The sequence below is a fragment of the Tardiphaga sp. genome (assembly GCF_044336785.1).
Lineage (GTDB): Bacteria > Pseudomonadota > Alphaproteobacteria > Rhizobiales > Xanthobacteraceae > Tardiphaga.
In genome coordinates, this window is the sequence record NZ_JBIIOT010000011.1 from 35,740 (window position 1) to 57,313 (window position 21,574).

Genomic DNA, 21,574 nt, shown 5'->3' on the forward strand with positions numbered 1-21,574 from the left:
CGGCGCGTCGCGCCTGCGCTCAACCCATCCTACGATTCAGAGCGTTCTCCGAAGTCGCCAGCGGCATCGGCGTGATCGCCACCCCAATCGTCCGGATATATTCCCTGCTTCACGAAGCGATGGAATGACGAATACGGCCAATCCCTCACCCGCGTAACGTAGCCATGCTTCACCGGGTTGTAATGAATGTATTCGACATGCCGCTCATAATCGCGCTCATCGCGGATTGTGTGCTCCCAGAAGCGACGTTGCCAGATGCCGCGCTCTCCCCTGGCCGCCCTGCTCGGCGAAATTGGCTCACCTGACACAACGGCCAGGGAAACGATCGATTTGATCCGACGCCAGCGTGTGGCGAAATTTGCGTCGCCATCCGGCAGCGTCCAAATCGCATGAAGATGGTCAGGCAACACCACCATCGCATCGATTGTGAATGGACGAATACTGCGAACTTCGCGACATGCTGCACGCAGGTCATTGATATGGTCGCTTAGAAGATGCTGCCGACGATCAGCCAGATTGACGGTGAAGAAGTAGCATCCTCCGGACACGAAATTGCGACGATAATCGGCCATTGAAGCACCGAACGCGCTGATAATAGGTTTTGTATAGTTGCGTACGATCGCAGCAACGACAAGCGCCAAAGCGTAGGATGGGTTGAGCACTTGCGAAAACCCATCACTTTGCTTGAACGCCAGAATGATGGGTTTTCGCTTCGCTCAACCCATCCTACAACGGCCCTGCTATTGAAAGAGGCGGCCTGCCGCCCCGATCATCTGCCCCACAGTAAACCTGTCGGCCCGCGCCGGCGTTTATGACCGGATTTGCTGCGCATATCGGCAGACTGCGCACCACGATCAGCATTCCGCCCTGTTTTCCATCAGTAAACTTCTGGTCCGCTTTCTGCATAGCCGGGATCGCACGGGACCGTCACGTCCTGCTGCCACGCGACGTCCGGAACAGGATCAGGAGCACGATCATGAAATATGCGCTTGCCGCTTTGCTATCGCTTGCCGCTTTCGTTTCCCCCGGCCATGCCGACGATTATCCGTCCCGCGCGATCACGATGATCGTGCCATTCGCGGCAGGCGGCCCCACGGATTCGCTGGCCCGCGTGCTCGCGCAAGCCATGTCCGAACCGCTGCGTCAAACCGTCGTGGTGGAGAACGTGCCGGGCGCCGGCGGATCGCTGGGCGCCAATCGGCTGACCCGCGCTGATGCCGATGGATACACGATCCTGCTGACGGATCTGGCGCTCCCGGCAGGCCCCATCCTCAATCCCAATGTGAAATACGATATCGGCAAGGATTTTGCGCCGATCGGCGTGGTCAATGCCGGGCCGATGATCCTGATCTCGAAGCCCGGTCTGGCAACGGACGCCGCCGACCTGTTCAAGCTGATGAAGAAGGATGCGAGCAAGCTGACCCTCGGCCATTCCGGCGTGGGCTCGAATTCGCAGATGTGCGGCCTGTTCATCCAGCAGACGCTCGGCGTCAAGCTGACCGAGATTCCGTATCGCGGCGCTGGCCCGGCGATGAACGACATGCTGTCGGGACAGCTCGACGTGATGTGCGAACAGTCCACCACCGCCATCCCGCAGATCGAGGGGCAGAAGGTCACCGCCTATGGCGTGACGTCGCCGACGCGGCTGCCGGTCTTTCCGAACCTGCCGACCTTGTCGGAGGCCGGCCTCGCCAAGTTCGAATTCACGGTCTGGCACGGCCTCTATGCGCCGCCGGCCACGTCGCCCGCCGTGATCCAGAAGCTCAACGGCGCACTGCAGACCGCGCTCGCCAGCCCGCTCGCGCGCAAGCGTTTCGAGGATGCCGGCCGCGTCGAATTCGCTGCCGATCAGCGCAGCCCTGAAGCGCATCGCAACATGCTGGATTTCGAGAGCCGGCGCCTCACCGACGCGCTCGGCAAGGCAGGCCTGATCGAGGTGAAGGCGGTCTCCCGCTAACGGGCACACGCTGCCGGCTGGTCGGCGCGCGCAACTCTCATTGCACCTCTCGAGCGCCGATCCGCGAGGTCGAACCGCTGCCCTAGGGCCATGATGGGGCGGGTACGCCGCTGCGGAGCGATCTCGAATTCATCGCGCTGGCAACGCCGCTATGGATTTTTTGCCCGCTGGATGCGGCGCGCCGTCCTGCGGCGCCGCATCCAGCCCCATCGCATCGATGCCATCGACGCGGCCACGGATCGGCAGGCGGCCGAGATCGCACATGGTGATGGGTAGACGGGAGTTGAATTGCTCGACCGCCGCGCGCGAAGCGACGAAGCCGCCAGGAATGTCGCGGCTCAGCGCTTCCAGGCGTGAGGTCGTGTTCATGACATCACCATTGAAAACGATGGCGCGTTTGACATCGCCGATTTCGCCGATGATGACCGGGCCGAAATGCAGGCTGCCGCGAATGCGCGGCGCGGCGCCGAATTCGCGTTCGAACGACGCAGCCTTGCGCGCGAGTTCATCGCGCATGGCCATGAAGCAGCGCAGTGGCCGGCTGTCCTGCGCACCTTCCCGTCTGGTCCAGGTGACGATCATTTCATCGCCGACATAGGCCAGCACCTCGCCGCGATAATCGACGACGGGCAGCGACAGCAGGCGAAAGGTGCGATCAAGAAAGCGATGGATGCCAAGACCGCCGAACTGCTCGGCCAGTGTGGTCGAGCCCGCGATATCGACGAACAGCACGAAGCGCTCTTCCTCGACGGGCGCGTGATAACGGCCGGTGAAAAAGTTTGCCAGCGCACGCCCGCCGACGAGATTGGTGATGGCCAGCACGAGATTGACCAGGATGGAGACGACGACGGAATAGACGAGACTCGACCAGAACGTATTGTCGATCAGTTCGGCCCGCCGTCCGATCAAGAGATCGACCACGGGAAACCACTGGATGGCGAGAATGACGACTGCGTAGAACGCGCTTTTGATCAGCAGATTGGTCGTGAACGGCAGTGAACTGAGCCAGGCGCGGACGGGGCCGTCGCCGACAAGGACTTCGAAACCGCCGACACATGCGCTGATCAGGAGCCCGGTGACGATGCCCGGCAGCGCCGGCAGGTCGTGCGCGATGCTGAACGCTGCGCCAGCAACGCAGCCGGCGATCATGATCGAGATCAGAACCCGCAACTTCCGTTCAAGCCTGGCGTTCATCCGGCCCCCTCGCCGCGCAACACACGCGGTCCAACCTAGACGCTTTGTCGCAGACCGGCACCGCATTTGTGGCTCCCATGGAGCGCCGCGATGCGTCCGGCCGGCGGCCATGAATTGCGCGTGATTTCATTCACAAATTCCGCGTATTTCGATCACAAGATGCTATTCAGCATTCCACCTGACATGATCCTGACGCGATCGCTCGTCCAAAAGGATATTTTACCTATGCGCACGTTCCGCCTCCTCGCCTCCGCCGCAATGGCATTCGCGCTGTTCGCAGCGCCGGCCTCGGCCCAGAGCGCGTCTCAGAGCTTCAATGACGCGCAGCGTGGCGAGATCCGGACCATCATCAAGGACTACCTGCTGCAGAATCCGGAAATCCTTGAAGAGGTCTCGGCCGAATTGCAGAAGCGCCAGGCTGTGGCCGAGGCCGAGAAGCACAAGGCGGCCGTGACGGCCAATGCCAAGCTGATCTTCGATTCGCCGCGCGGCGTCATCGTCGGCAACAAGGACGGCGACGTCACTTTCGTCGAGTTCTTCGACTACAATTGCGGCTACTGCAAACGCGCCATGGAAGACATGGTGACGCTCATGAAGGCCGATCCGAAGCTGAAGGTCGTGCTGAAGGAATTCCCGGTGCTCGGACCCGGCTCGGTGGAAGCCGCGCAAGTGGCCGTTGCCGTGCGCATGCAGGACCCGACCGGCAAGAAGTATCTCGACTTCCACCAGAAGCTGCTGAGCGGCCGCGGCCAGGCCGACAAGGCCCGCTCGCTGGCAGCCGCCAAGGACGCCGGCCTCGACGTCGCCAGGCTGGAAAAGGACATGACGAGCCCGGAAGTGCGCGCCACCATCGAGGAAAACTTCAAGCTCGCCGAGAGCATGGGCATGAACGGCACGCCGAGCTATGTGATCGGCAACCAGGTGGTGATCGGCGCCGTCGGCGCCGAGGCCCTGAAGGAAAAGATCAATGTCGCGCGCTGCGGCAAGGCGGCGTGCTCGTAAGAGCGATTGTGATCATCGTGTTGCGAAAGCCGGCTGGAAACAGCCGGCTTTTTTGATGCGAATTCGTAGGATGGGTAGAGCGAAGCGAAACCCATCACAACGGGCGCCGGGCGTGCGGTGATGGGTTTCGCTCCGCCGCTAACGCGTCTCCGCTCGACCCATCCTACGGCGGCGGAGAATTTGGATGGCGGCGAGCATCAACATCACGAGCGCCATACCGCCGATGATCGCTCCTGCCCGCAATCGCCCGCCGGGACGATCTATATACAGCGACCATAGCGACGGCGCTTCTCCGTCACGCGGCAACCGAAACGCCACGACGCTGTCGCCGATGGACGTGCCGGATTCCGAATGGCCGCCGGCGCCGATGACCACATATTGCTCGCCATTGATCGCGTAAGTCATGGGATTGGCGACGCCCGGAACGGGCAAGCGGCCTTGCCAAAGCTCCCTGCCGTTGCTGGCATCGAAAGCGCGTAGATAGGAATCCATCGCGCCGGTGAAGATGACGCCGCCGGCGGTCGCCAGCACACCGCTGACCAGCGGCGTTCCGGTGTTCAGCGCGATGCCAAGCGGCGCGATGTCTTCGGTGGTGCCGACCTTGCTCTCCCACAGCACCTTGCCGGCCTTCAGATCGACCGCGACCATGGCGCCCCAGGGCGGCGGATTGCAGGGCATGCCGAGGGGTGATGCCACCAGCGCCCGCGTCATCGCAAGGGGCGCGCCGCGCTGCGGGCCGAAATCGGTACCTGCTGGCGGCTTGTAGTTCTGCGCCTGCGCGCGCGGGATCAGCGTGATGCGATGTACGGCGCGGCTGGTATTGGCGATCATGATCTGGCGCACGGGATCATAAGCAACACCACCCCAGTTCACGCCGCCGCCGGTCATGGGGAACAGGAGCGCGCCGTCCGTCGATGGCGGCGTGAACAGGCCGTCATAACGGCCGGACGTCAACTGCTCGCCGCAAGCCTTGCGATCCCAGAAGGTGACGCCGAATGGCTTGTCGAGGTCGAGCCGCTGCGGCAGCAATGGCGGCACATGCGTGGGATAAGGCTGCGTCGGCGACAACAGCTCGCCGGGCGCGCCGCCTTGCGGCACCGCCCTCTCCTCCACCGGCCAGAGCGGCTGTCCGCTGTCGCGGTCGAGCACGAAGACAAAGCCCATCTTGGTGGCCTGGATCACCACATCGCGCGGACCATTGCCGATATCGATGCGCGCCAGCGTCGGCTGCGCGGGAACGTCGTAATCCCAGACATCGTGATGCACGGTCTGGAATGCCCAGGCGAGTTCGCCGGTCTCGATCTTCAGCGCGACGACGGAATTGGCGTGTTTGTTGTCGCCGGGTCGCTTGCCACCGAAGAAATCGGGGCTTGGCGATGAGGTGGGCAGGAAGACGAGGCCGCGCGCGTCATCGACTGTCATCGGCGCCCAGACATTGGCATGGCCGGCCGCGATGCCATCGCGGATGAGCGGATCCCAGCTCCAGCGCGGCGCGCCGGTCCGCGCGTCGAAAGCGCGGACGATGCCGGGCGGCGCCTCCACGCGCCGATTGTCGGCGAAGGCGGAGCCCACCACGACGACATCGCGCGCGACCACCGGCGGCGACGTGATCTGGAACTCGCCCGCATATTCCAAGGGGGCGCCGGGATCGAGCTTGACCTCGCCTGCCTTGCCGAAATCGGCGCAAGCCTGTCCCGTCTTCGCGTCGAGCGCGATCACGCGGGCATCATTGGTGCCCATGAAGATGCGGCTAGCGCAGGCGGCGCCCGCCGCTGCGCGGTCATCACGCCAATGCGTCACGCCACGACAGACCCAGCGATTGCCGGGCCTCAAATCGGTGGGAATGCCGGGATCGTAGCGCCAGCGCGCACGGCCCGTGGAAGGATCGAGCGCCACCACTTCATTGAACGGCGTGCAGAAGATCAGGCTGTCATCCACCAGCAGCGGCGTCGCCTCGAATTTGGAGCGTCGCATCTGCGCCGGCGGACGGGCGATGAGATCGCCGGTATGAAACGTCCATGCCTCGATCAGGCGTCCGGTATTGTCCGGCGTGATCTGTGACAATGGTGAGAACCGCGTACCGCCGGCATCGCCGCCCCAATGCTCCCATGCCAGCGCGGGCACCGCGCAAAGCGCGGCAAGCGCAGCAATCCCGGCAATCCACACCCGCATCGACAATCCGCTCCGCGGCGCCAGCCATGGCCGCGGAGCGCAGGTTATGTGAGTTGCGACATTTGTCTATTGCAGCGCTTTGACGCGCGTCAATTCTGGTATCTGCCTCCGTGACCCACGAGCGTGTCGGTCGGTCACGATGAACTGACGGCCGGCATATTGCCGGCGCGATCCACTCGGCTGCGGGAAGCAGGCGCCGCCAACTTGAGTGAAGAAGGCGCCGCCAACTTGAGTGGTGGGTACCGGGCGGCGCAAAACGGTTCGGCTTAAATTGCTGATCAACGCAACTCAGGCGGCTTCGCCATCCGCATGGATGTCGTCCTTGTCCAGCAAGGCCAGTTCCGGGCGTAGTCGCTCCAATTTGCTCGTGGTGTTTTCGAGAACACCCGCAACAAGACCCGACATCGCCGTCTCGATCGGCGCGGCCTCGGCGATCTTCTGCACCATGCGTTCGATAAATGCCGTCATGCCCTGATCCTCATTTCAACCAGGCCAATGCACAACCGCCAGCTTTAGTTCCTGCCATGCGCCGCCGACATAAGTCCCTGCCCGTCATGGCCGAATCGCGGAACAGGATCGACCACGCCGGCTTGGTTCTGCAGAGGATGGAGGCTGTAGATGCCAAAGTATCATTTCGAGATTGTCGATGGATTTCGATTGGAAGACCCGATCGGCCAGGACTGTCATAGCGACGCGCAAGCCAAAACTGTTGCAGAACGGATCGCGCGCCAGATCGCGGAGGATATTCGACGTGACGACCACGACCGCAAGGTCATCGTGCTCGATGACAATGGCGAGGAAGTCTGCAAGACGCCGATCGACGACACAGATAGCAGTTCCGCAATATGAGCGTGGCCGTCGTGTGAATGCAGCATGAATGGCAAGCGTCAGCACGCCTGACGCAATCGGCACTGCTCATAACATCGGCAAAGAAACTACACTTTCTCCGGAACATCCGTATGCGGGCTCCGTTGTCGGGCGGGCAATGCAAACTTACCACTGCGAGGAGAACCGAAATGAACAAGCGTCTATTTGCGACTGTCGCTGCTGCCGCTTTGATTGCGGGTACGAGTTTTGTCAGTGCACAGAGCCCCGGCGGTGCCGGCGGCGGGAGCCCGGGTGGAGCAAGCGGCGCGAGTGGCGGCGCGACCATGAGCCGTGAAGCGCCGGCAGGCGGCGGTGCAGCGGGCGGCGCGGCCGGCGGCGGCGCATCCATGCGCGGCGGCGCGGAAGATCGTGCGGCACCGGCGGCCAACAGCGCACCGACCAAGCGCGATGAGGCGACGGACACGACCAACAAGTCCGAGCAGAAGCAGCCTGCGACCAAGCAGACGCAATCGGACGACAAGATGCAGCGCGATAACGGCAATCAGCGTGCGAGCGATCAGACCCGTGACAACGGCAAGAACGCGAAAGACATGAAGGCCGAGGACAAGAACAATCCGGCCGCCAATTCGAATTCCACCGCCGACAGCAAGTCGACGACGACCGAGAAGTCCACCACGACCACCGGCCAGGCTGCGGCCGGCGCCAAGCTTACCACCGAGCAGCGCACCAAGGTCACCACCGTGGTGAAGCAGCAGAATATCGCTCCGGTGACCAATGTGAACTTCTCAGTCTCGGTGGGCACGCGGGTGCCACGCGACGTTCACTTCCATCCGGTCCCGGCCGAGATCGTGACGATCTACCCGGCCTGGCGCGGCTTCAACCTGATCATGGTGGGCAGCCAGATCGTGATTATCGATCCCGCGACTTATGACATCGTGGCTGTGATCGACGCGTAAGCGCCAATCACCGGGCTCAAGCAAAGGGCGAGTTCTTCGGAACCCGCCCTTTTCCGTTGCGCGAGCGACGCTGCCGCCTTGCCGATGGGAGCTGTGTTTTATTCCGCATTGCGGCTCTTGCCAGGTAACGAGCCAATCCACTGGTTCCGTTGGGCATTTTATCAACCAGACAAGGTATTTGGCTGGGGGAACCCGGCCCGGTAAGGCTTCCCCTCACCGCCGAGGTTACCTATAAGTCCCGGCAGAACCGCGCCTTTGCGCCCTGTCGCCTGTCCGGGACCCTCGATGGCCAATTCAGCCGCCAACACCGTCTTCGTTCTCAACGGCCCCAACCTCAATCTGTTGGGGATCCGGGAGCCGGAGACCTATGGGCACGCCACCCTCGCCGATGTCGAGGCGCTGTGTGCAAAGGCCGCTGCGAGTTTTGGCCTGACGGTCGATTGCCGGCAGTCGAATATCGAGGGCGAGCTGGTCAATTACATCCACGAGGCGCGGACCAAGGCTGTCGGCATCGTCATCAATGCCGGTGCCTATTCGCACACCTCGATCGCGATCCATGACGCGCTGGTCGGTGTGAAAGTGCCAACCGTCGAAGTGCATATCAGCAACGTCTACACCCGCGAAGACTTCCGCCATCACTCCTTCACGGCCCGTGCCGCCTTTGCCAGCCTGTGCGGCTTCGGCATCGAGGGCTATCGCCTCGCGATCTCCGGTCTCGCCGCCAAGCTCGGCAAGACCCCGCTCACCTGATTCAAACCCACTCCTTCAGATATCGGATTGCCCATGGCCCGTAAGCCTCCTGCCAAAGCCGCCCCGAAAGCCGCCGCCCCCAAGGTCGCGGTGCCGCAAGCTGCCTCCGCCGACAGCGCCTTCATTCGCGAACTCGCGCAGCTGCTGAACGAGACCAATCTCACCGAGATCGAAGTCGAGCGTTCGGGCCTGCATGTCCGCGTCGCCCGCGAAATTCATGTGACCACCGCCGCTGCTCCGGTCTATGCACCGGCGCCTGTCGCTGCCGCGCCTGCGCCGGTTGCTGTCTCGGCCATCGCTGCTGCTCCGGCCGCACCGTCGGGACCGGACTACAGCAAGCATCCGGGCGTCGTGCCCTCGCCGATGGTCGGCACCGCCTATATGGCGCCAGAACCCGGCAAGCCGCCTTTCATCAGCGTCGGCACCAAGGTCACCGCTGGCCAGACCCTGATCATCATCGAAGCGATGAAGACCATGAACCAGATCCCGGCGCCGCGTGCCGGCACCGTGACCCAGATCCTGGTCGAAGACGGCGCGCCCGTCGAATACGGCGAACCGCTGGTTATTATTGAGTAACAAGACTCTCCGTCATCCTGAGGTGCTTGCCCGCAGGGCAAGCCTCGAAGGATGAGAGCTCGGAGCCCGTGGCCATCCTTCGAGGCGCGCAAGCGCGCACCTCAGGATGACGACAGAGCAAGGCAAATAGAATGTTCGAGAAAATCCTGATCGCCAATCGCGGCGAGATCGCACTTCGCATCTTGCGCGCCTGCAAGGAGCTCGGCATCGCGACCGTGGCCGTGCATTCCACCGCCGACGCCGACGCCATGCATGTGCGCCTCGCCGACGAGAGCGTGTGCATCGGTCCGCCGGCGTCCAAGGACAGCTATCTCCATATCCCGTCGCTGCTGGCGGCCTGTGAAATCACCGGCGCCGATGCGGTGCATCCGGGCTATGGCTTCCTGTCGGAGAATGCGCGCTTCGCCGAGATTCTCGCCGACCACAATCTCGCATTCATCGGCCCCAAGGCGGAGCATATCCGCACCATGGGCGACAAGATTGAAGCCAAGAAGACCGCCAAGCGTCTCGGCATTCCCGTGGTGCCGGGCTCCGATGGTGGCGTCGGTCCCGAAGACGATGCGATGGCGATCGCGCGCGAGATCGGCTTCCCGGTGCTGGTGAAGGCCGCAGCCGGCGGCGGCGGCCGCGGCATGAAGGTGGCGCAGACCGAAGACGATCTGTTGATGGCGCTCTCCACCGCCTCCAACGAGGCCAAGGCCGCATTCGGCGATGCCTCGGTCTATCTCGAGAAATACCTGACCAAGCCGCGCCACATCGAGATCCAGGTGCTGGGCGATGGCCGCGGCGGTGCGCTGCATCTCGGCGAGCGCGACTGCTCGCTGCAGCGTCGTCACCAGAAGGTCTGGGAGGAAGGTCCGTCGCCGATCCTGTCACCGGAAGCGCGCGCCAAGATCGGCGGCATCTGCGCCAAGGCGATGCAGGACATGAAGTATCTCGGCGTCGGCACCATCGAATTCCTCTATGAGGACGGCGAGTTCTATTTCATCGAAATGAACACGCGTATCCAGGTCGAGCATCCCGTCACCGAGATGATCACCGATATCGATCTCGTGCTGGAGCAGATCCGCATCGCCGCCGGCGGCGACCTGCCCTGCACCCAGGACGAGGTCAACATCATCGGCCACGCCATCGAGTGCCGCATCAATGCGGAAAACCCGGAAACCTTCCGGCCCTCGCCCGGCACCATCACGCAATATCACCCGCCGGGCGGCCTCGGCGTCCGCATCGATAGCGCTGTCTATCAGGGCTACAAGATCCCGCCCTATTACGACTCGCTGGTCGGCAAGCTGATCGTGCACGGCAAGAACCGGCCGGAATGCCTGATGCGGCTGCGCCGCGCGCTGGACGAGATCGTGGTGGACGGCGTCGAGACCACGCTGCCGCTGTTCCGCAAGCTCGCCCGCGAGCAGGATATGATCGAGGGCGACTACCACATTCACTGGCTGGAGCAGTATCTGGCCGGAAAATCAGGCGGTTAGCACGCGGTTGAGAAAGTTGCGGCGCCGATGGAACCAAACAGCGAGATCGGCGTTTGTCGGGTGCCGGGAACTCCCGGTTCCCGGGGGCTATGTCGAAATTGCTGCTGAAACTGGTCCAGGCTCGTCATGACCGCTGACGCAGCCCGTAAGCGTGCATTCTGGCAAATTGTCCTGCTCACGGCGGGGTTGCTGGTGTTGATCGCCATCAGCGCGGCGTCGGTGATTTTTGTCAACCGCGCCAGAGACGACCAGCGCTGGGTCACCCACACGGTCGAGGTCCAGAACCAGATCTCCAACCTGCTGCTGGAAATCCGCCGGGCCGAGAGTGCCACCCGCGCTTACTTGCTGTCGTCGGGCCCGCAATTCCTCACCGAATACGAGACCTCGTCGTCGGCGATCCTTCCTGCCGTCGATAAGCTCACGAAGCTGGCCAATGACAATCCGGCGCAGGTCACCAATTCGGCCAAACTGCGCGCCGCGGTGGAGCAGCGTCTCGCCGAATTCGGCCGCGGCATCGATCGCATCAAGAATAACGAAGTCCAGACCAGCATCGAGATCCTGCGCCGTGGCGGTGCCAATGAAGCGGTGCAAGCCATCGCCGACATCACCCGTGCCATGCGCGCCGAGGAAGGCCGCCTGTTTGTCGAGCGCACGCGCACTGCGGATGAAAGCCAGCAATGGGCGTCCTTCATTACGATTGCGGGCTCGGCGCTTGTCGTCCTGTTCGCGGCGGTTTCCGTCTTCCTCGTCCGTCAATCGTCGAATGCCCGCGACGAAGCCGAAGCCAAGCTGCGCGACAACAATCTCAACCTCGAAACCACCGTGCAGGAGCGCACCGCGGACCTGCGCGAGGCCAATGAGGAAATCCAGCGCTTCGCCTATATCGTGAGCCACGATTTGCGCTCGCCGCTGGTCAATATCATGGGCTTCACCAGCGAGCTGGAAGAGCTGCGCGGCGACATCTTTCGCCGCATCGCCACGCTGGCCAATGAAGAGCCGGTGGTTCCCGACACCGACGGCAACCTGCCGGAGCCGGCGCTTCCCGCCGAAGACAAGCAGCTGTCATCGGACTTCAGCGAAGCCCTTGGCTTTATCAAGTCCTCGATCGGCAAGATGGACCGGCTGATCAGCGCGATCCTCAATCTCACCCGCGAGGGCCGCCGCGAGTTCCGGCCGGTGAAGATCGACACCCGCGAGTTGATCGAAGGCATTGCCTCTACCGTCGCGCATCAGGCGTCGGAAACCGAAACCCAGATCCATGTCGAGCCATTGCCGGAAATCGTCAGCGACCGTCTGTCGCTGGAGCAGATTTTCGGCAATCTGATCGACAACGCGCTGAAATATCTGAAAACCGGCGTTCCCGGCGATATCCGCATTAAAGGCCGCACCAAGATGGGCTTTGCCATCTTCGAGGTCATCGACAATGGCCGCGGCATCGATCCCAAGGATCACCAGCGGATATTTGATCTTTTCCGCCGGGCGGGTACACAGGACAGGCCCGGCCAAGGTATTGGGCTGGCGCATGTGCGTGCCCTTGTGCGCCGGCTGGGCGGCACCATGTCGGTGTCGTCCGAACTCGGCAATGGCAGCACTTTCACCGTCACTTTGCCCGCCCGTTGGACGGGCAAGAGCAGGAACGAAGAATCATGAGCAGTCCCGTCACGATTATTATGATCGAGGATGACGAGGGTCACGCCCGTCTGATTGAGCGCAATATCCGGCGCTCCGGTGTCAACAATGAGATCAAGCCGTTCACAAACGGTACAGACGCCCTCGCCTATCTGTTCGGCCAGGATGGCACCGGCTCGGCACATCGCGGCGACGCCCTGCTGATCCTGCTCGATCTCAATCTGCCCGACATGACCGGCATCGATATCCTGCGCCGGGTCAAAGAGAACGAATATCTCAAATTTGCGCCGGTCGTGGTTTTGACCACCACCGACGACGCGCAAGAGATCAAGCGCTGCTACGAGCTCGGCTGTAACGTCTACATCACCAAGCCCGTGAACTACGAGAATTTCGCCAACGCGATCCGTCAACTCGGTCTGTTCTTCTCCGTGATTCAGGTTCCGCAAGCCAATCCATGACCACGACTGCCACGCCCACGCTACTCTACATCGATGACGACGCGGGTCTCGCGCGGCTGGTGGAGCGTGGGCTGAAGCGGCAGGGTTATCTTGTCGAACACTGCGAGAATGGCGAGGCCGGCATCGAACGCATCAAAGCGGGCGGTGTCGATGTCATCGCGCTCGATCAATACATGCCTGGCATGGACGGCCTCGAAGTGCTGGACCTGATCCAGAAACTGCCGTCGCCGCCGCCGGTCGTGTTCGTCACGGCCTCGCAGGACAGCAAGATCGCAGTCACCGCGCTCAAGGCCGGCGCCGCCGACTATCTCGTCAAGGACGCCACCGGCGACTTCATCCCGCTGCTCACCGTGGCCTGCGATACGGCGATCCGGCAGGCTGCGATCATGAAGGCGCGCGACGACGCCGAAGCGGAAGTACATGCCTCGCGCGACCGCTACGCTGCATTGGCCGCCGAGCGCGAAGTGCTGCTGCGTGAGGTCAATCACCGCGTTGGCAATTCGCTGCAGATCATTGCTTCGCTTTTGCACCTGCAGGCAAGCTCGGCGCGTGAAGACGATGTGAAGGTCGCACTCACCAATGCGATGGGCCGCGTTGCTGCCGTCGCGCAGGTGCATCGCCGCCTGTATACGTCGCACGATCTCAACAGCGTGCTGCTCAATCAATATCTCGAAGCGCTGCTCGAAGACCTGCGCCGCTCCGCCGAAGGCAACCGCATGTCACGGCTGACGCTGAAGGCGCAAGCCATTGAGATCGATCCGGACCGCGCAGTCGCCATCGGCATCATCGTCAACGAGCTGGTGATGAATGCCGTCAAATACGCCTATCCCGACGGCGCCGGCCCGATCCATGTGGTGCTGTCAGGCCAGGGCGACGATCTCGAATTGTCGATCACCGATGATGGCGTTGGCCTTAATGTAAAGGCCGACCCACGCTCCACCGGCATGGGCCAGCGCATCGTCAGCGCCATGGCCAACAAGCTGGATGCAACGGTCGAGCGCGATCCCAACCATACCGGCACGCGGGTGATCCTGCGCTTCAGCGCGGTGACGAAGCCCGCGGTGAAGTTTCAGGCGGCGGCAGCGAAGTAGTTCGCTTACGCGTCATCGAACGCATACACATCCATACGCAAGATGCTGTGCGTGGCACTCGCATGCAGCCGCCTCGCCTTGCCGCCCGCACCCAGCGCGACATAGAGCGGCAGCAGATGCTCATCGGTGGGATGGTTCTTCACCGCATGCGGCGCGTGCGTGCGATAGGCCAGCAAATCATCCATCGCATTGCGCTGAAGCGCATCGTCAAACCAGTCGGCGAAGTCGTTGACCCAGTCGGGCGCCGGCTCATCGACGGCCTGGCCACGAAACGACGAGAGATCGTGGGTGAAGCTGCCGCTGCCGATCACCAGCACGTTGCGTTCGCGTAGTGAGGCGAGTGCGCGGCCGAGCCGGACATGATGGGCGGGACCGAGATGGGTCTGGATCGACACCTGAAACACCGGGATGTCCGCCTGCGGATACATCAGCAGCAACGGCACCCAGGCGCCGTGATCGAGGCCGCGCAGCGGCTCGACGGCGCAGGATAATCCGGCATCCTGCAACAGGCCCGCGACCTCTGCGGCGAGTTGTGGCGCGCCCGGCGCGTCGTAATGCAGCTCATAGAGCTGGCGCGGAAAGCCACGGAAATCGTGGATGGTGGTGTTGCGCGCGGTGCCGCTGACTTCCGGCGCAAAGGTCTCCCAATGCGCCGAAGCCACCACGATCGCGTCAGGCCTCGGCAGCGACGCACCGAGTCCTGTCAGAAAGCTGCGCGCGGGCGCATCGGTGAAAGGCAGCATCGGCGAACCATGCGAGAGAAAGATGCTGGGAAGAGCCATGGAATGCGTCCTTTCACGCGCGCAATGACGGTTGGGTTCAGGCCGATGCCGGCACTGCCACAGGCGCCGGAGCGCTGCGCAGATTGTCGATGGCATAGGCGCCCGCGCCGATCAGCGCCTGCGATGCAAGTGCGACGATCCACAATGCGAGAAATTCCCAGCCCCCCTTCGGATTGGTGAAGAAGAAGCCGGCCGGGCCATGCACGGTGACGATGGCGCCGAGCAGCACCGGGATCAGCAACACGGCAGAGATGCGCGTCCACAGGCCCAGGATCAGCGCGATGGCGCCGACCGTCTCGACAGCGATGATGAGATAGGCCAGCTCCGGCGGCAGGCCGAGGCTGCCGAAGAATTTGGCGGTGCCGGCCGGGGTGAAGACGAAGAATTTGAGCCCGGCATGGGCGAGGAACAGGATGCCGAGGCTGAGGCGGAGGATGAGCGCGGCATAGGGCGCGGTGCGGGTATCGATCACGGTGGATCTCCTGAATGGCGATCACCCGGACATAATCCCCCTTCAACATGATGATAATTGATCTATATCGGATACCAGCTCACACTCATGGAGTGAGATGAGGACGTCATGCTGGATCGGCTCACCGGAATAGAAGTATTTGCGCGCGTTGCCGCCACCGGCAGTTTTTCGGCGGCCGGGCGCGCTCTGGGCCTGTCGCAAACCATGGTGACCAAGCATATCGCGGCCCTCGAGGCGCGGCTCGGCACCCGCCTGGTTCACCGCAGCACCCGCAAGATTGCCCTCACCGAGGACGGCAAGCGCTATCTGGAGGCCGGCGAGCGCATCCTGGCCGAGATGGTGGCGGCGGATGCCGCGATCACCAGCGATCGCCTGGATCCGGTCGGCCTGTTGCGCGTCAATGCGCCGGTCTCCTTCGGCACCGATTATCTCGCGCCGATCCTCCCCGCTTTCGCGGCGCGCTATCCGCATGTCACCGTCGATCTCGCGCTCAATGACCGGCTCGTCGATCTGGTGGAGGAAGGCTGGGACCTGGCCGTGCGGATCGGCCGCCTCGCCGACTCGCAGCTGACCGCGCGCCGGCTTGCGCCCTGCGCCACCGTGGTCTGCGCCGCGCCCGCTTATCTTGCCGCCCATGGCACACCGCGCAGCGTCGCCGATCTCGCCGGGCATAATTGCCTCGGCTACACGCTGTCGCGCCCGGTGGGGATCGAGCGCTGGTCGTTCGGCACCAAGGGCGATGTGGATGTCAAAGTGTCCGGCAATCTGCGCGCCAATAATGGCGACGCGCTGCGCCGCGCCGCAATCGCCGGGCAAGGCATCATCTATCAACCGACCTTCATCGTCGCCGACTCCTTGCGCAGCGGCGAGCTGGTGGCGCTGCCGCTGGATCAGCCGCCGCTGACGCTCGGCGCCATCTATGGCGTCTATCCACCCGGTCGCAATCCGCCGGCCAAAGTCCGCGTGTTTCTGGACTTCCTGATCGCAGCCTTTGCTGATCCGCCCTGGGCGCTCACCGAACCACTTTGACCCGCGGCCTCTCGCTGTCCTGCTCCGGCTTTGCAGCACCGCCGAGCACGGCGCGGCCTTGTGTGATCAGCCGCGCGCCGCGCTGATCGAGCGTATGGATCCACAGCCAGTTCAATGCGACTGCGAGACGATTGCGCACCCCGATCAGGAAATAGATGTGGGCGATGCCCCAGATCCACCACGCAATCGCACCGCGTAGCCTGAAGCGGCCGAAGTCGATAACGGCCAGATGCTTGCCGATCTGCGCGAGACTGCCATCGTGGCGATAGCGAAACGGCGCCGGTGTCTCGCCGCGCAGGCGCTGCTTGATGGCATTGGCGACATAGCGCCCTTCCTGCTTCGCTGCCGGCGCGATGCCGGGCACCGGAGAGCCATCGGTTGCTGCGATGCTCACGGTATCGCCGATCGCAAAAATCTCGGGATGACCGGGTACGGTGAGATCGGCGCTCGTCTGCAAGCGGCCGGCGCGGTCGGCCGGGGCGCCAAGCCATTCGGCTGCGGGCGATGCGCGCACGCCTGCCGCCCAGATGATCGTGCGCGCCGGCAAGCGCGTCTCGCCATAGACGACGCCATCGGCGCTGCAGTCCGACACGGCATGGCCGAGTGCCACCTCAACGCCGAGCTTTTCCAGCGAGCGCTGCGCATAGGCAGATAGCTGCTCCGGAAAATTGGCAAGCACGCGCGATCCGGCTTCGACGAGCACGACACGTGCCTTGCGGGTGTCGATATTGCGGAAGTCACCCGGCAATGTCGTGCGCGCCATTTCGGCGATGGTACCGGCGAGTTCGACACCGGTCGGGCCGGCGCCGATGACGACGAAATTCAGCAGCGCTGCGCGCTCCTCGGGATCGCTCGTGCTCTCGGCACGCTCGAATGCCGTGAGGATGCGGCGGCGAATGGTGGTGGCGTCCTCGAGCGTCTTCAGGCCTGGTGCGAACGGCTCCCACTCGTCATGGCCGAAATAGGCGTGGCCGGCGCCGGTGGCGAGCACCAGCGTGTCGTAAGGCAGCGCCTGCCCGTCATCGAGCTTTACATGTTTCGCAACGGGATCGACGCCGATCACGGTGCCGAGCAGCGTGGTGACATCCTTGCGTCCACGCAGCAGATAGCGGATCGGCCAGGCGATTTCGGACGTCGCCAGCGAGGCGGTGGCGACCTGATAGAGCAGAGGTTGAAACAGATGATGATTGCGACGGTCGATCAGCGTGATATGCGCCTTGACGCCGTGCAGCCGATGTACGGTTTCCAGGCCGCCAAAGCCGGCGCCGACAACGACGATGCGATGATCTCCGGCATGAACCGCAGCAGGAACAGGTGTCATTGTCTCGTCTCCATTCAACCCATCCACGCTATGATGGATGCCGCGACACGCAAGCCCGTCGCGCTTATCGCTTCATTCTGTTAGCCTATCGATATGAGCGCACGCGACTCCGCATCGACCGACATCACGCCCGAATTATTGCTGCGCGCTTATGCCTGCGGCATCTTTCCGATGTCGGAAAGCGCGGATGATCCCGGCCTGTTCTGGGTCGAACCAGAAATGCGGGGCGTCATCCCGTTGGACGGTTTTCGTATCAGCTCACGCCTCGCGCGTACCGTGCGTTCGGATCAGTTCTCCGTGACCGTCGATCGCGCCTTCAAGCGCGTGATGTCGGAATGCGCCGCGCCGAAACCTGATCGTGAAGACACCTGGATCAACAAGCGCATCCGCGATCTCTATGGCGCGCTGCATGAGATGGGGCACGCGCATAGCGTCGAGGTATGGGAGAACGACGATCTGGTCGGCGGGCTCTATGGCGTATCGCTCGGCCGCGCATTTTTCGGCGAAAGCATGTTTCATCATGCCCGCGATGCCTCCAAGGTTGCGCTGGTGCATCTGGTCGCACGCCTGATTGCCGGCGGCTATGGCCTGCTCGACACGCAATATGTGACGGACCATCTACGCAGCTTTGGCGCGATTGAAGTGCCGCGCGATCGCTATCGGATCTTGCTCGATGCAGCGTTGGATGACGTCGCGGATTTCGAGGCGTTGCCGGAGATAATGTCGGGGGCGGACGCGCTGGCGATGATCTCAGGATCGTAGGATGGGTTGAGCGCAGCGAAACCCATGCTGTCCGTCGCGCGTTGCAAGCTCCGCCGATGGGTTATCGCTTCGGCGCTGCGCGCCTGCGCTCAACCCATCCTACGACCTCACTGCCTGAATGCCGGGAAGCCCGGCGGCGGTGCCAGTTGCTGCTGGGGCTGTGGACGCGGCGCCTGCTTCGGCGGCGGCTGGCGTTTTTGCGCGGCGGCCGGAACGGGACGCGTCTCCTGAGCTGCGACCACTTCGGGCTGCTTACAGTCGGTCAGCCAGATGTCATAGATCGGATGCTCGACGCCGTGCAGTCCGGGGCTCGCGGCAAACATCCAGCCGGAGAAGATGCGCTTCACTTCGCCCTGCAGCGTGATCTCGTCCACTTCGACGAAGGCGTCGGTGTTCGCCGCCTCGGTCGCGGGACGCGTGTAGCAGGCATCGGTCTTCACGCGCAGCGCGCCGAATTGCACGGTCTCGCCGATATCGGAATCGAAATTGATGATGCGGCCGGTGATCTTGTCGAGACCGGAAAACGCCGCCTTCTTGTTGGGAATCTTCTGCGCCGGAGGTTCGGTAACGACCTCGTCGCCGGGCTGCAGCGTGGCGGCCGGTGGCGGTGCGTTGCGCGGCGCCTGCTTGGCATTCGGATTGGGCGCGCCGGGGGGCGGCGCATTGGCGACACCAGGCTGCTGTGCGGGCGGCGTCACCCCGAGCGGCGGCGGCTGATCAGGGCGCGCGGCCTGTGGATTGTTCTGCGGAATGGTCGTGACATTGCTGCCCGGCGGCGGGGCCAGCGGCTGCGACTGCACGGCGCCGGGGGGCGGTGCACCCATGCCCGGAGCCGGACGCGCCGGCAACAGGCGGCCCTGCGGCAGTTCGGGCACGTCCTCGTCGTCTTCCATCTGCGGGGGTGGCTGTTGCTGGCCACGCGGCACGCTGCCCGGCGGCCGCGGCGGCGGATCGCCAAACAATGTGCCGAACTGCGCGTGCACCGGGACGGTGGACAGCGAGGTCGCAGCCAGAATGGCCGCAAATCCGGCAATGGCAAATCTGGCCGAAAAAGGCGTTCGGAACATGCAGCGGCGCTCAAACGAGAATCAGGCTCGCGACATTGTAGGGGAATGGCCGCGTAATCGCCTCCGGTTAACACGTGGAATGCGGCGACGGAAGGGCGCCATGCTTCCCATACCACCGTCTGGTCAGTCCCATCGACGCGTGAAATAGTTGGCGCAGAGCCGGATCGACCGGCCGACAATCCGGGACAACCGGAGTTTTGGGGAGAACGCCTATGGCCGATGGAATTCGTCTGGATGGCAGGATCGCCGTCGTCACCGGCGCTGCCGGGGTGATCGGCACCGAAACCATCAAACTGCTCGCCGCCCGCGGCGCGAAAATCGTCGCGGTGGACCGCGATGCCGCCGCTCTGGATCGCGCGATCGCTGACCTCCCCGCTTCAGCAGAAGCGCTTGCGATCATCGCCGATGTCACCAGCGAGGAGGATGTGATCTCCTATGTCGCCGCCACGGTGAAGCGCTTTGGGACCATCGATATCTTCTACAACAATGCCGGCATCGAGGGCACGATCACGCCGATCGTAAATGCCTCGCTCGCCGATTTTCGCAAAGTGCTCGACGTCAATGTCGTCGGTGTCTTTCTCGGCATGAAGCATGTGCTGCCGGTGATGCTGAAACAGGACCGCGGCTCGATCATCAACACGGCGTCCATCGCCGGGCTGATCGGCTCCGCCGAAGTCGCCGTCTACAGCGCCAGCAAACACGCGGTCATCGGCTTGACCAAGAGCGCGGCGCAGGAATGCACCGGCACCGATGTGCGCGTGAACGCCGTGTGCCCCGGCCTGATCGATAGCCGCATGCTGTCCGCGATCGTCGATGCCCGTGTCGGACGCGGCGCGCCAGCGCCGGTGGAGAAGGTGGTGGATCGCGTGCCGCAGCGCCGCCTCGGCCTTGCGAAGGAAGTCGCGCCCATCGTCGCCTTCCTCGCCTCGGATGATGCGAGCTACGTCACCGGCTCCGCCTATACCGTCGATGGCGGCCGCACCTCGGCCTGACCCAAAACAAAGAAGAGCAGATCATGCCTGTCACTCTCGATCCCGATGCCAATGCCGTCCTCACCGCCTTTCGTGAGGCAGGTCGCCCGCCTTACGAAACGCTGACGCCACCAGAAGCGCGCGAATGGTATTTGAAGGCCCGCGAGGTCGCCAATCCCGAGCCGCCGGCGCTCGCATCGGTGACGGCGATGACCATTCCCGGGCCGGCCGGTGCCATCCCTGCCCGGCTCTACACGCCAAAAACGCTGCGCCAGCAGGACGGCCTGTCGCCCTGCCTCGTCTTCTTCCATGGTGGCGGATGGGTAATCGGCGATCTCGACAGCCATGACGTGGTCTGTCGCATCCTCGCGCATGAAGGCGAGATGCTGGTGATCTCGGTCGATTATCGCCTCGCGCCCGAGCACAAGTTTCCAGCCGCCATCGACGATGCCATCGCGGCGACGCGCTGGATTGCGGACAATGCCGTGCAGCTCAATGTGAATGTCGATCACCTGCTCGTCGGCGGCGACAGCGCTGGCGGCAATCTCTCCGCCATCACCGCCATCGACGCGCGCGACAATGGCGGACCGAAGCTCAAGGGCCAGTTGCTGATCTATCCCGCCACCGACTTCCGGATGGATCATCCCTCGCATCACGAGCCGGAGACAAGCTGCCTGCTCACCCATACGGTGATGCACTGGTTCTCAGATCACTATCTCAACAGCCCCGCAGACATCGAGAATTGGCGCGCGTCACCAGCACGTACGGAGAATCTCAAGGGACTGCCGCCGGCCTATGTGCTGATCGCAGGCGCCGATCCGCTGCGTGACGAAGGCGCAGAATATGCCGAGCGGCTTGCGGATGCCGGCGTGGCCGTGACGGATAAGACCTATCCCGGCCAATTCCATGGCTTCATCACCATGGGCAAAATCCTGCCCAAGGCGAATGAGGCGCTGCATGATATTGGTGGATGGCTGAAAGCGCTTTGACCTCTCGGATGGGTAGAGCATAGGCGTGAGCGCTGGCGCGACCCCATCGGCGGAGTTCGCCGCACCAACGAAAGGATGGGTTTCGCT

22 protein-coding genes are annotated in these 21,574 nt (G+C 63.3%); 14 read left to right on the plus strand and 8 right to left on the minus strand.

Annotation, left to right across the window (positions count from 1 at the left end):
• Positions 1 to 29: 29 nt before the first annotated feature.
• Positions 30 to 572 (minus strand): REP-associated tyrosine transposase, encoded by a 543-nt coding sequence (locus ACIQ2A_RS05400; protein WP_398476684.1) that lies wholly within the window; start codon positions 570 to 572, stop codon positions 30 to 32.
• Between the two features lie 404 nt (positions 573 to 976).
• Between ACIQ2A_RS05400 and ACIQ2A_RS05405 the strand changes: the two genes are divergently transcribed.
• The gene (locus tag ACIQ2A_RS05405) at positions 977 to 1,957 is read left to right on the plus strand and encodes a tripartite tricarboxylate transporter substrate-binding protein (RefSeq protein ID WP_398476580.1); all 981 of its coding nucleotides are present in this window, start codon (positions 977 to 979) and stop codon (positions 1,955 to 1,957) included.
• Positions 1,958 to 2,086: 129 nt separating this feature from the next.
• Here ACIQ2A_RS05405 and ACIQ2A_RS05410 read toward each other — a convergent pair whose 3' ends face one another.
• The gene (locus ACIQ2A_RS05410; RefSeq protein ID WP_398476582.1) at positions 2,087 to 3,151 is read right to left on the minus strand and encodes an adenylate/guanylate cyclase domain-containing protein; all 1,065 of its coding nucleotides are present in this window, start codon (positions 3,149 to 3,151) and stop codon (positions 2,087 to 2,089) included.
• A gap of 225 nt (positions 3,152 to 3,376) precedes the next feature.
• Between ACIQ2A_RS05410 and ACIQ2A_RS05415 the strand changes: the two genes are divergently transcribed.
• A complete protein-coding gene (locus tag ACIQ2A_RS05415; RefSeq protein ID WP_398476584.1) occupies positions 3,377 to 4,153 on the plus strand; it encodes a DsbA family protein in 777 nt (258 codons plus the stop codon).
• A 138-nt stretch (positions 4,154 to 4,291) separates the two neighbouring features.
• On the opposite strand, the gene ACIQ2A_RS05420 is transcribed toward ACIQ2A_RS05415, so the two are convergent.
• A complete protein-coding gene (locus tag ACIQ2A_RS05420) occupies positions 4,292 to 6,325 on the minus strand; it encodes a pyrroloquinoline quinone-dependent dehydrogenase (RefSeq protein WP_398476586.1) in 2,034 nt (677 codons plus the stop codon).
• A 288-nt stretch (positions 6,326 to 6,613) separates the two neighbouring features.
• Entirely contained in the window at positions 6,614 to 6,793 is a 180-nt protein-coding gene (locus ACIQ2A_RS05425) for a hypothetical protein (protein ID WP_398476588.1), read from the minus strand.
• A 150-nt stretch (positions 6,794 to 6,943) separates the two neighbouring features.
• Between ACIQ2A_RS05425 and ACIQ2A_RS05430 the strand changes: the two genes are divergently transcribed.
• From ACIQ2A_RS05430 to ACIQ2A_RS05465, 8 genes are all read left to right on the plus strand, one after another.
• The gene (locus ACIQ2A_RS05430; RefSeq protein WP_398476590.1) at positions 6,944 to 7,174 is read left to right on the plus strand and encodes a DUF6894 family protein; all 231 of its coding nucleotides are present in this window, start codon (positions 6,944 to 6,946) and stop codon (positions 7,172 to 7,174) included.
• 167 nt (positions 7,175 to 7,341) lie between these two features.
• Positions 7,342 to 8,109, plus strand: a complete 768-nt coding sequence (locus tag ACIQ2A_RS05435) for a DUF1236 domain-containing protein (RefSeq protein WP_398476592.1) — start codon at positions 7,342 to 7,344, stop codon at positions 8,107 to 8,109.
• A gap of 285 nt (positions 8,110 to 8,394) precedes the next feature.
• On the plus strand, positions 8,395 to 8,859 hold the full coding sequence (aroQ, locus tag ACIQ2A_RS05440; RefSeq protein WP_398476594.1) for a type II 3-dehydroquinate dehydratase: 465 nt from the start codon (positions 8,395 to 8,397) through the stop codon (positions 8,857 to 8,859).
• A gap of 33 nt (positions 8,860 to 8,892) precedes the next feature.
• Positions 8,893 to 9,435 carry an acetyl-CoA carboxylase biotin carboxyl carrier protein gene (gene accB, locus ACIQ2A_RS05445; RefSeq protein ID WP_398476596.1) on the plus strand — a complete coding sequence of 181 codons (543 nt, stop codon included), beginning with the start codon at positions 8,893 to 8,895 and terminating at the stop codon, positions 9,433 to 9,435.
• Positions 9,436 to 9,566: 131 nt separating this feature from the next.
• Entirely contained in the window at positions 9,567 to 10,916 is a 1,350-nt protein-coding gene (accC, locus tag ACIQ2A_RS05450; protein WP_398476598.1) for an acetyl-CoA carboxylase biotin carboxylase subunit, read from the plus strand.
• A gap of 126 nt (positions 10,917 to 11,042) precedes the next feature.
• Positions 11,043 to 12,566, plus strand: a complete 1,524-nt coding sequence (locus tag ACIQ2A_RS05455) for a CHASE3 domain-containing protein (protein ID WP_398476600.1) — start codon at positions 11,043 to 11,045, stop codon at positions 12,564 to 12,566.
• Entirely contained in the window at positions 12,563 to 13,003 is a 441-nt protein-coding gene (locus ACIQ2A_RS05460) for a response regulator (protein WP_398476602.1), read from the plus strand. Before ACIQ2A_RS05455 ends, ACIQ2A_RS05460 begins: the two co-directional genes overlap by 4 nt.
• Entirely contained in the window at positions 13,000 to 14,094 is a 1,095-nt protein-coding gene (locus tag ACIQ2A_RS05465; RefSeq protein WP_398476604.1) for a sensor histidine kinase, read from the plus strand. The genes ACIQ2A_RS05460 and ACIQ2A_RS05465 overlap by 4 nt, the downstream gene beginning before the upstream one ends.
• Before the next feature lie 5 nt (positions 14,095 to 14,099).
• On the opposite strand, the gene ACIQ2A_RS05470 is transcribed toward ACIQ2A_RS05465, so the two are convergent.
• Positions 14,100 to 14,876: a DODA-type extradiol aromatic ring-opening family dioxygenase gene (locus ACIQ2A_RS05470; RefSeq protein WP_398476606.1), complete on the minus strand. Its 777-nt coding sequence runs from the start codon at positions 14,874 to 14,876 to the stop codon at positions 14,100 to 14,102.
• Positions 14,877 to 14,913: 37 nt separating this feature from the next.
• A complete protein-coding gene (locus tag ACIQ2A_RS05475; RefSeq protein WP_398476608.1) occupies positions 14,914 to 15,348 on the minus strand; it encodes a DoxX family protein in 435 nt (144 codons plus the stop codon).
• A 108-nt stretch (positions 15,349 to 15,456) separates the two neighbouring features.
• Between ACIQ2A_RS05475 and ACIQ2A_RS05480 the strand changes: the two genes are divergently transcribed.
• Positions 15,457 to 16,377: a LysR substrate-binding domain-containing protein gene (locus tag ACIQ2A_RS05480; RefSeq protein WP_398476610.1), complete on the plus strand. Its 921-nt coding sequence runs from the start codon at positions 15,457 to 15,459 to the stop codon at positions 16,375 to 16,377.
• On the opposite strand, the gene ACIQ2A_RS05485 is transcribed toward ACIQ2A_RS05480, so the two are convergent.
• Positions 16,361 to 17,698, minus strand: coding sequence for an NAD(P)/FAD-dependent oxidoreductase (locus tag ACIQ2A_RS05485; protein WP_398476612.1), 1,338 nt, complete (start codon positions 17,696 to 17,698; stop codon positions 16,361 to 16,363). The two genes, ACIQ2A_RS05480 and ACIQ2A_RS05485, sit on opposite strands and share 17 nt — an antisense overlap.
• A 93-nt stretch (positions 17,699 to 17,791) precedes the next feature.
• Here ACIQ2A_RS05485 and aat point away from each other — a divergent pair, with 93 nt between their 5' ends.
• Complete coding sequence (gene aat, locus ACIQ2A_RS05490; RefSeq protein ID WP_398476614.1) at positions 17,792 to 18,460, plus strand: leucyl/phenylalanyl-tRNA--protein transferase; 669 nt, start codon at positions 17,792 to 17,794, stop codon at positions 18,458 to 18,460.
• 107 nt (positions 18,461 to 18,567) lie between these two features.
• Here aat and ACIQ2A_RS05495 read toward each other — a convergent pair whose 3' ends face one another.
• On the minus strand, positions 18,568 to 19,527 hold the full coding sequence (locus tag ACIQ2A_RS05495; protein ID WP_398476616.1) for a DUF2155 domain-containing protein: 960 nt from the start codon (positions 19,525 to 19,527) through the stop codon (positions 18,568 to 18,570).
• Between the two features lie 212 nt (positions 19,528 to 19,739).
• On the opposite strand from ACIQ2A_RS05495, the gene ACIQ2A_RS05500 reads away from it, so the two are divergent.
• Both ACIQ2A_RS05500 and ACIQ2A_RS05505 read left to right on the plus strand, forming a co-directional pair.
• Positions 19,740 to 20,519, plus strand: coding sequence for an SDR family NAD(P)-dependent oxidoreductase (locus tag ACIQ2A_RS05500; protein ID WP_398476618.1), 780 nt, complete (start codon positions 19,740 to 19,742; stop codon positions 20,517 to 20,519).
• A 23-nt stretch (positions 20,520 to 20,542) separates the two neighbouring features.
• Positions 20,543 to 21,487 carry an alpha/beta hydrolase gene (locus tag ACIQ2A_RS05505; RefSeq protein WP_398476620.1) on the plus strand — a complete coding sequence of 315 codons (945 nt, stop codon included), beginning with the start codon at positions 20,543 to 20,545 and terminating at the stop codon, positions 21,485 to 21,487.
• Positions 21,488 to 21,574 lie beyond the last annotated feature (87 nt).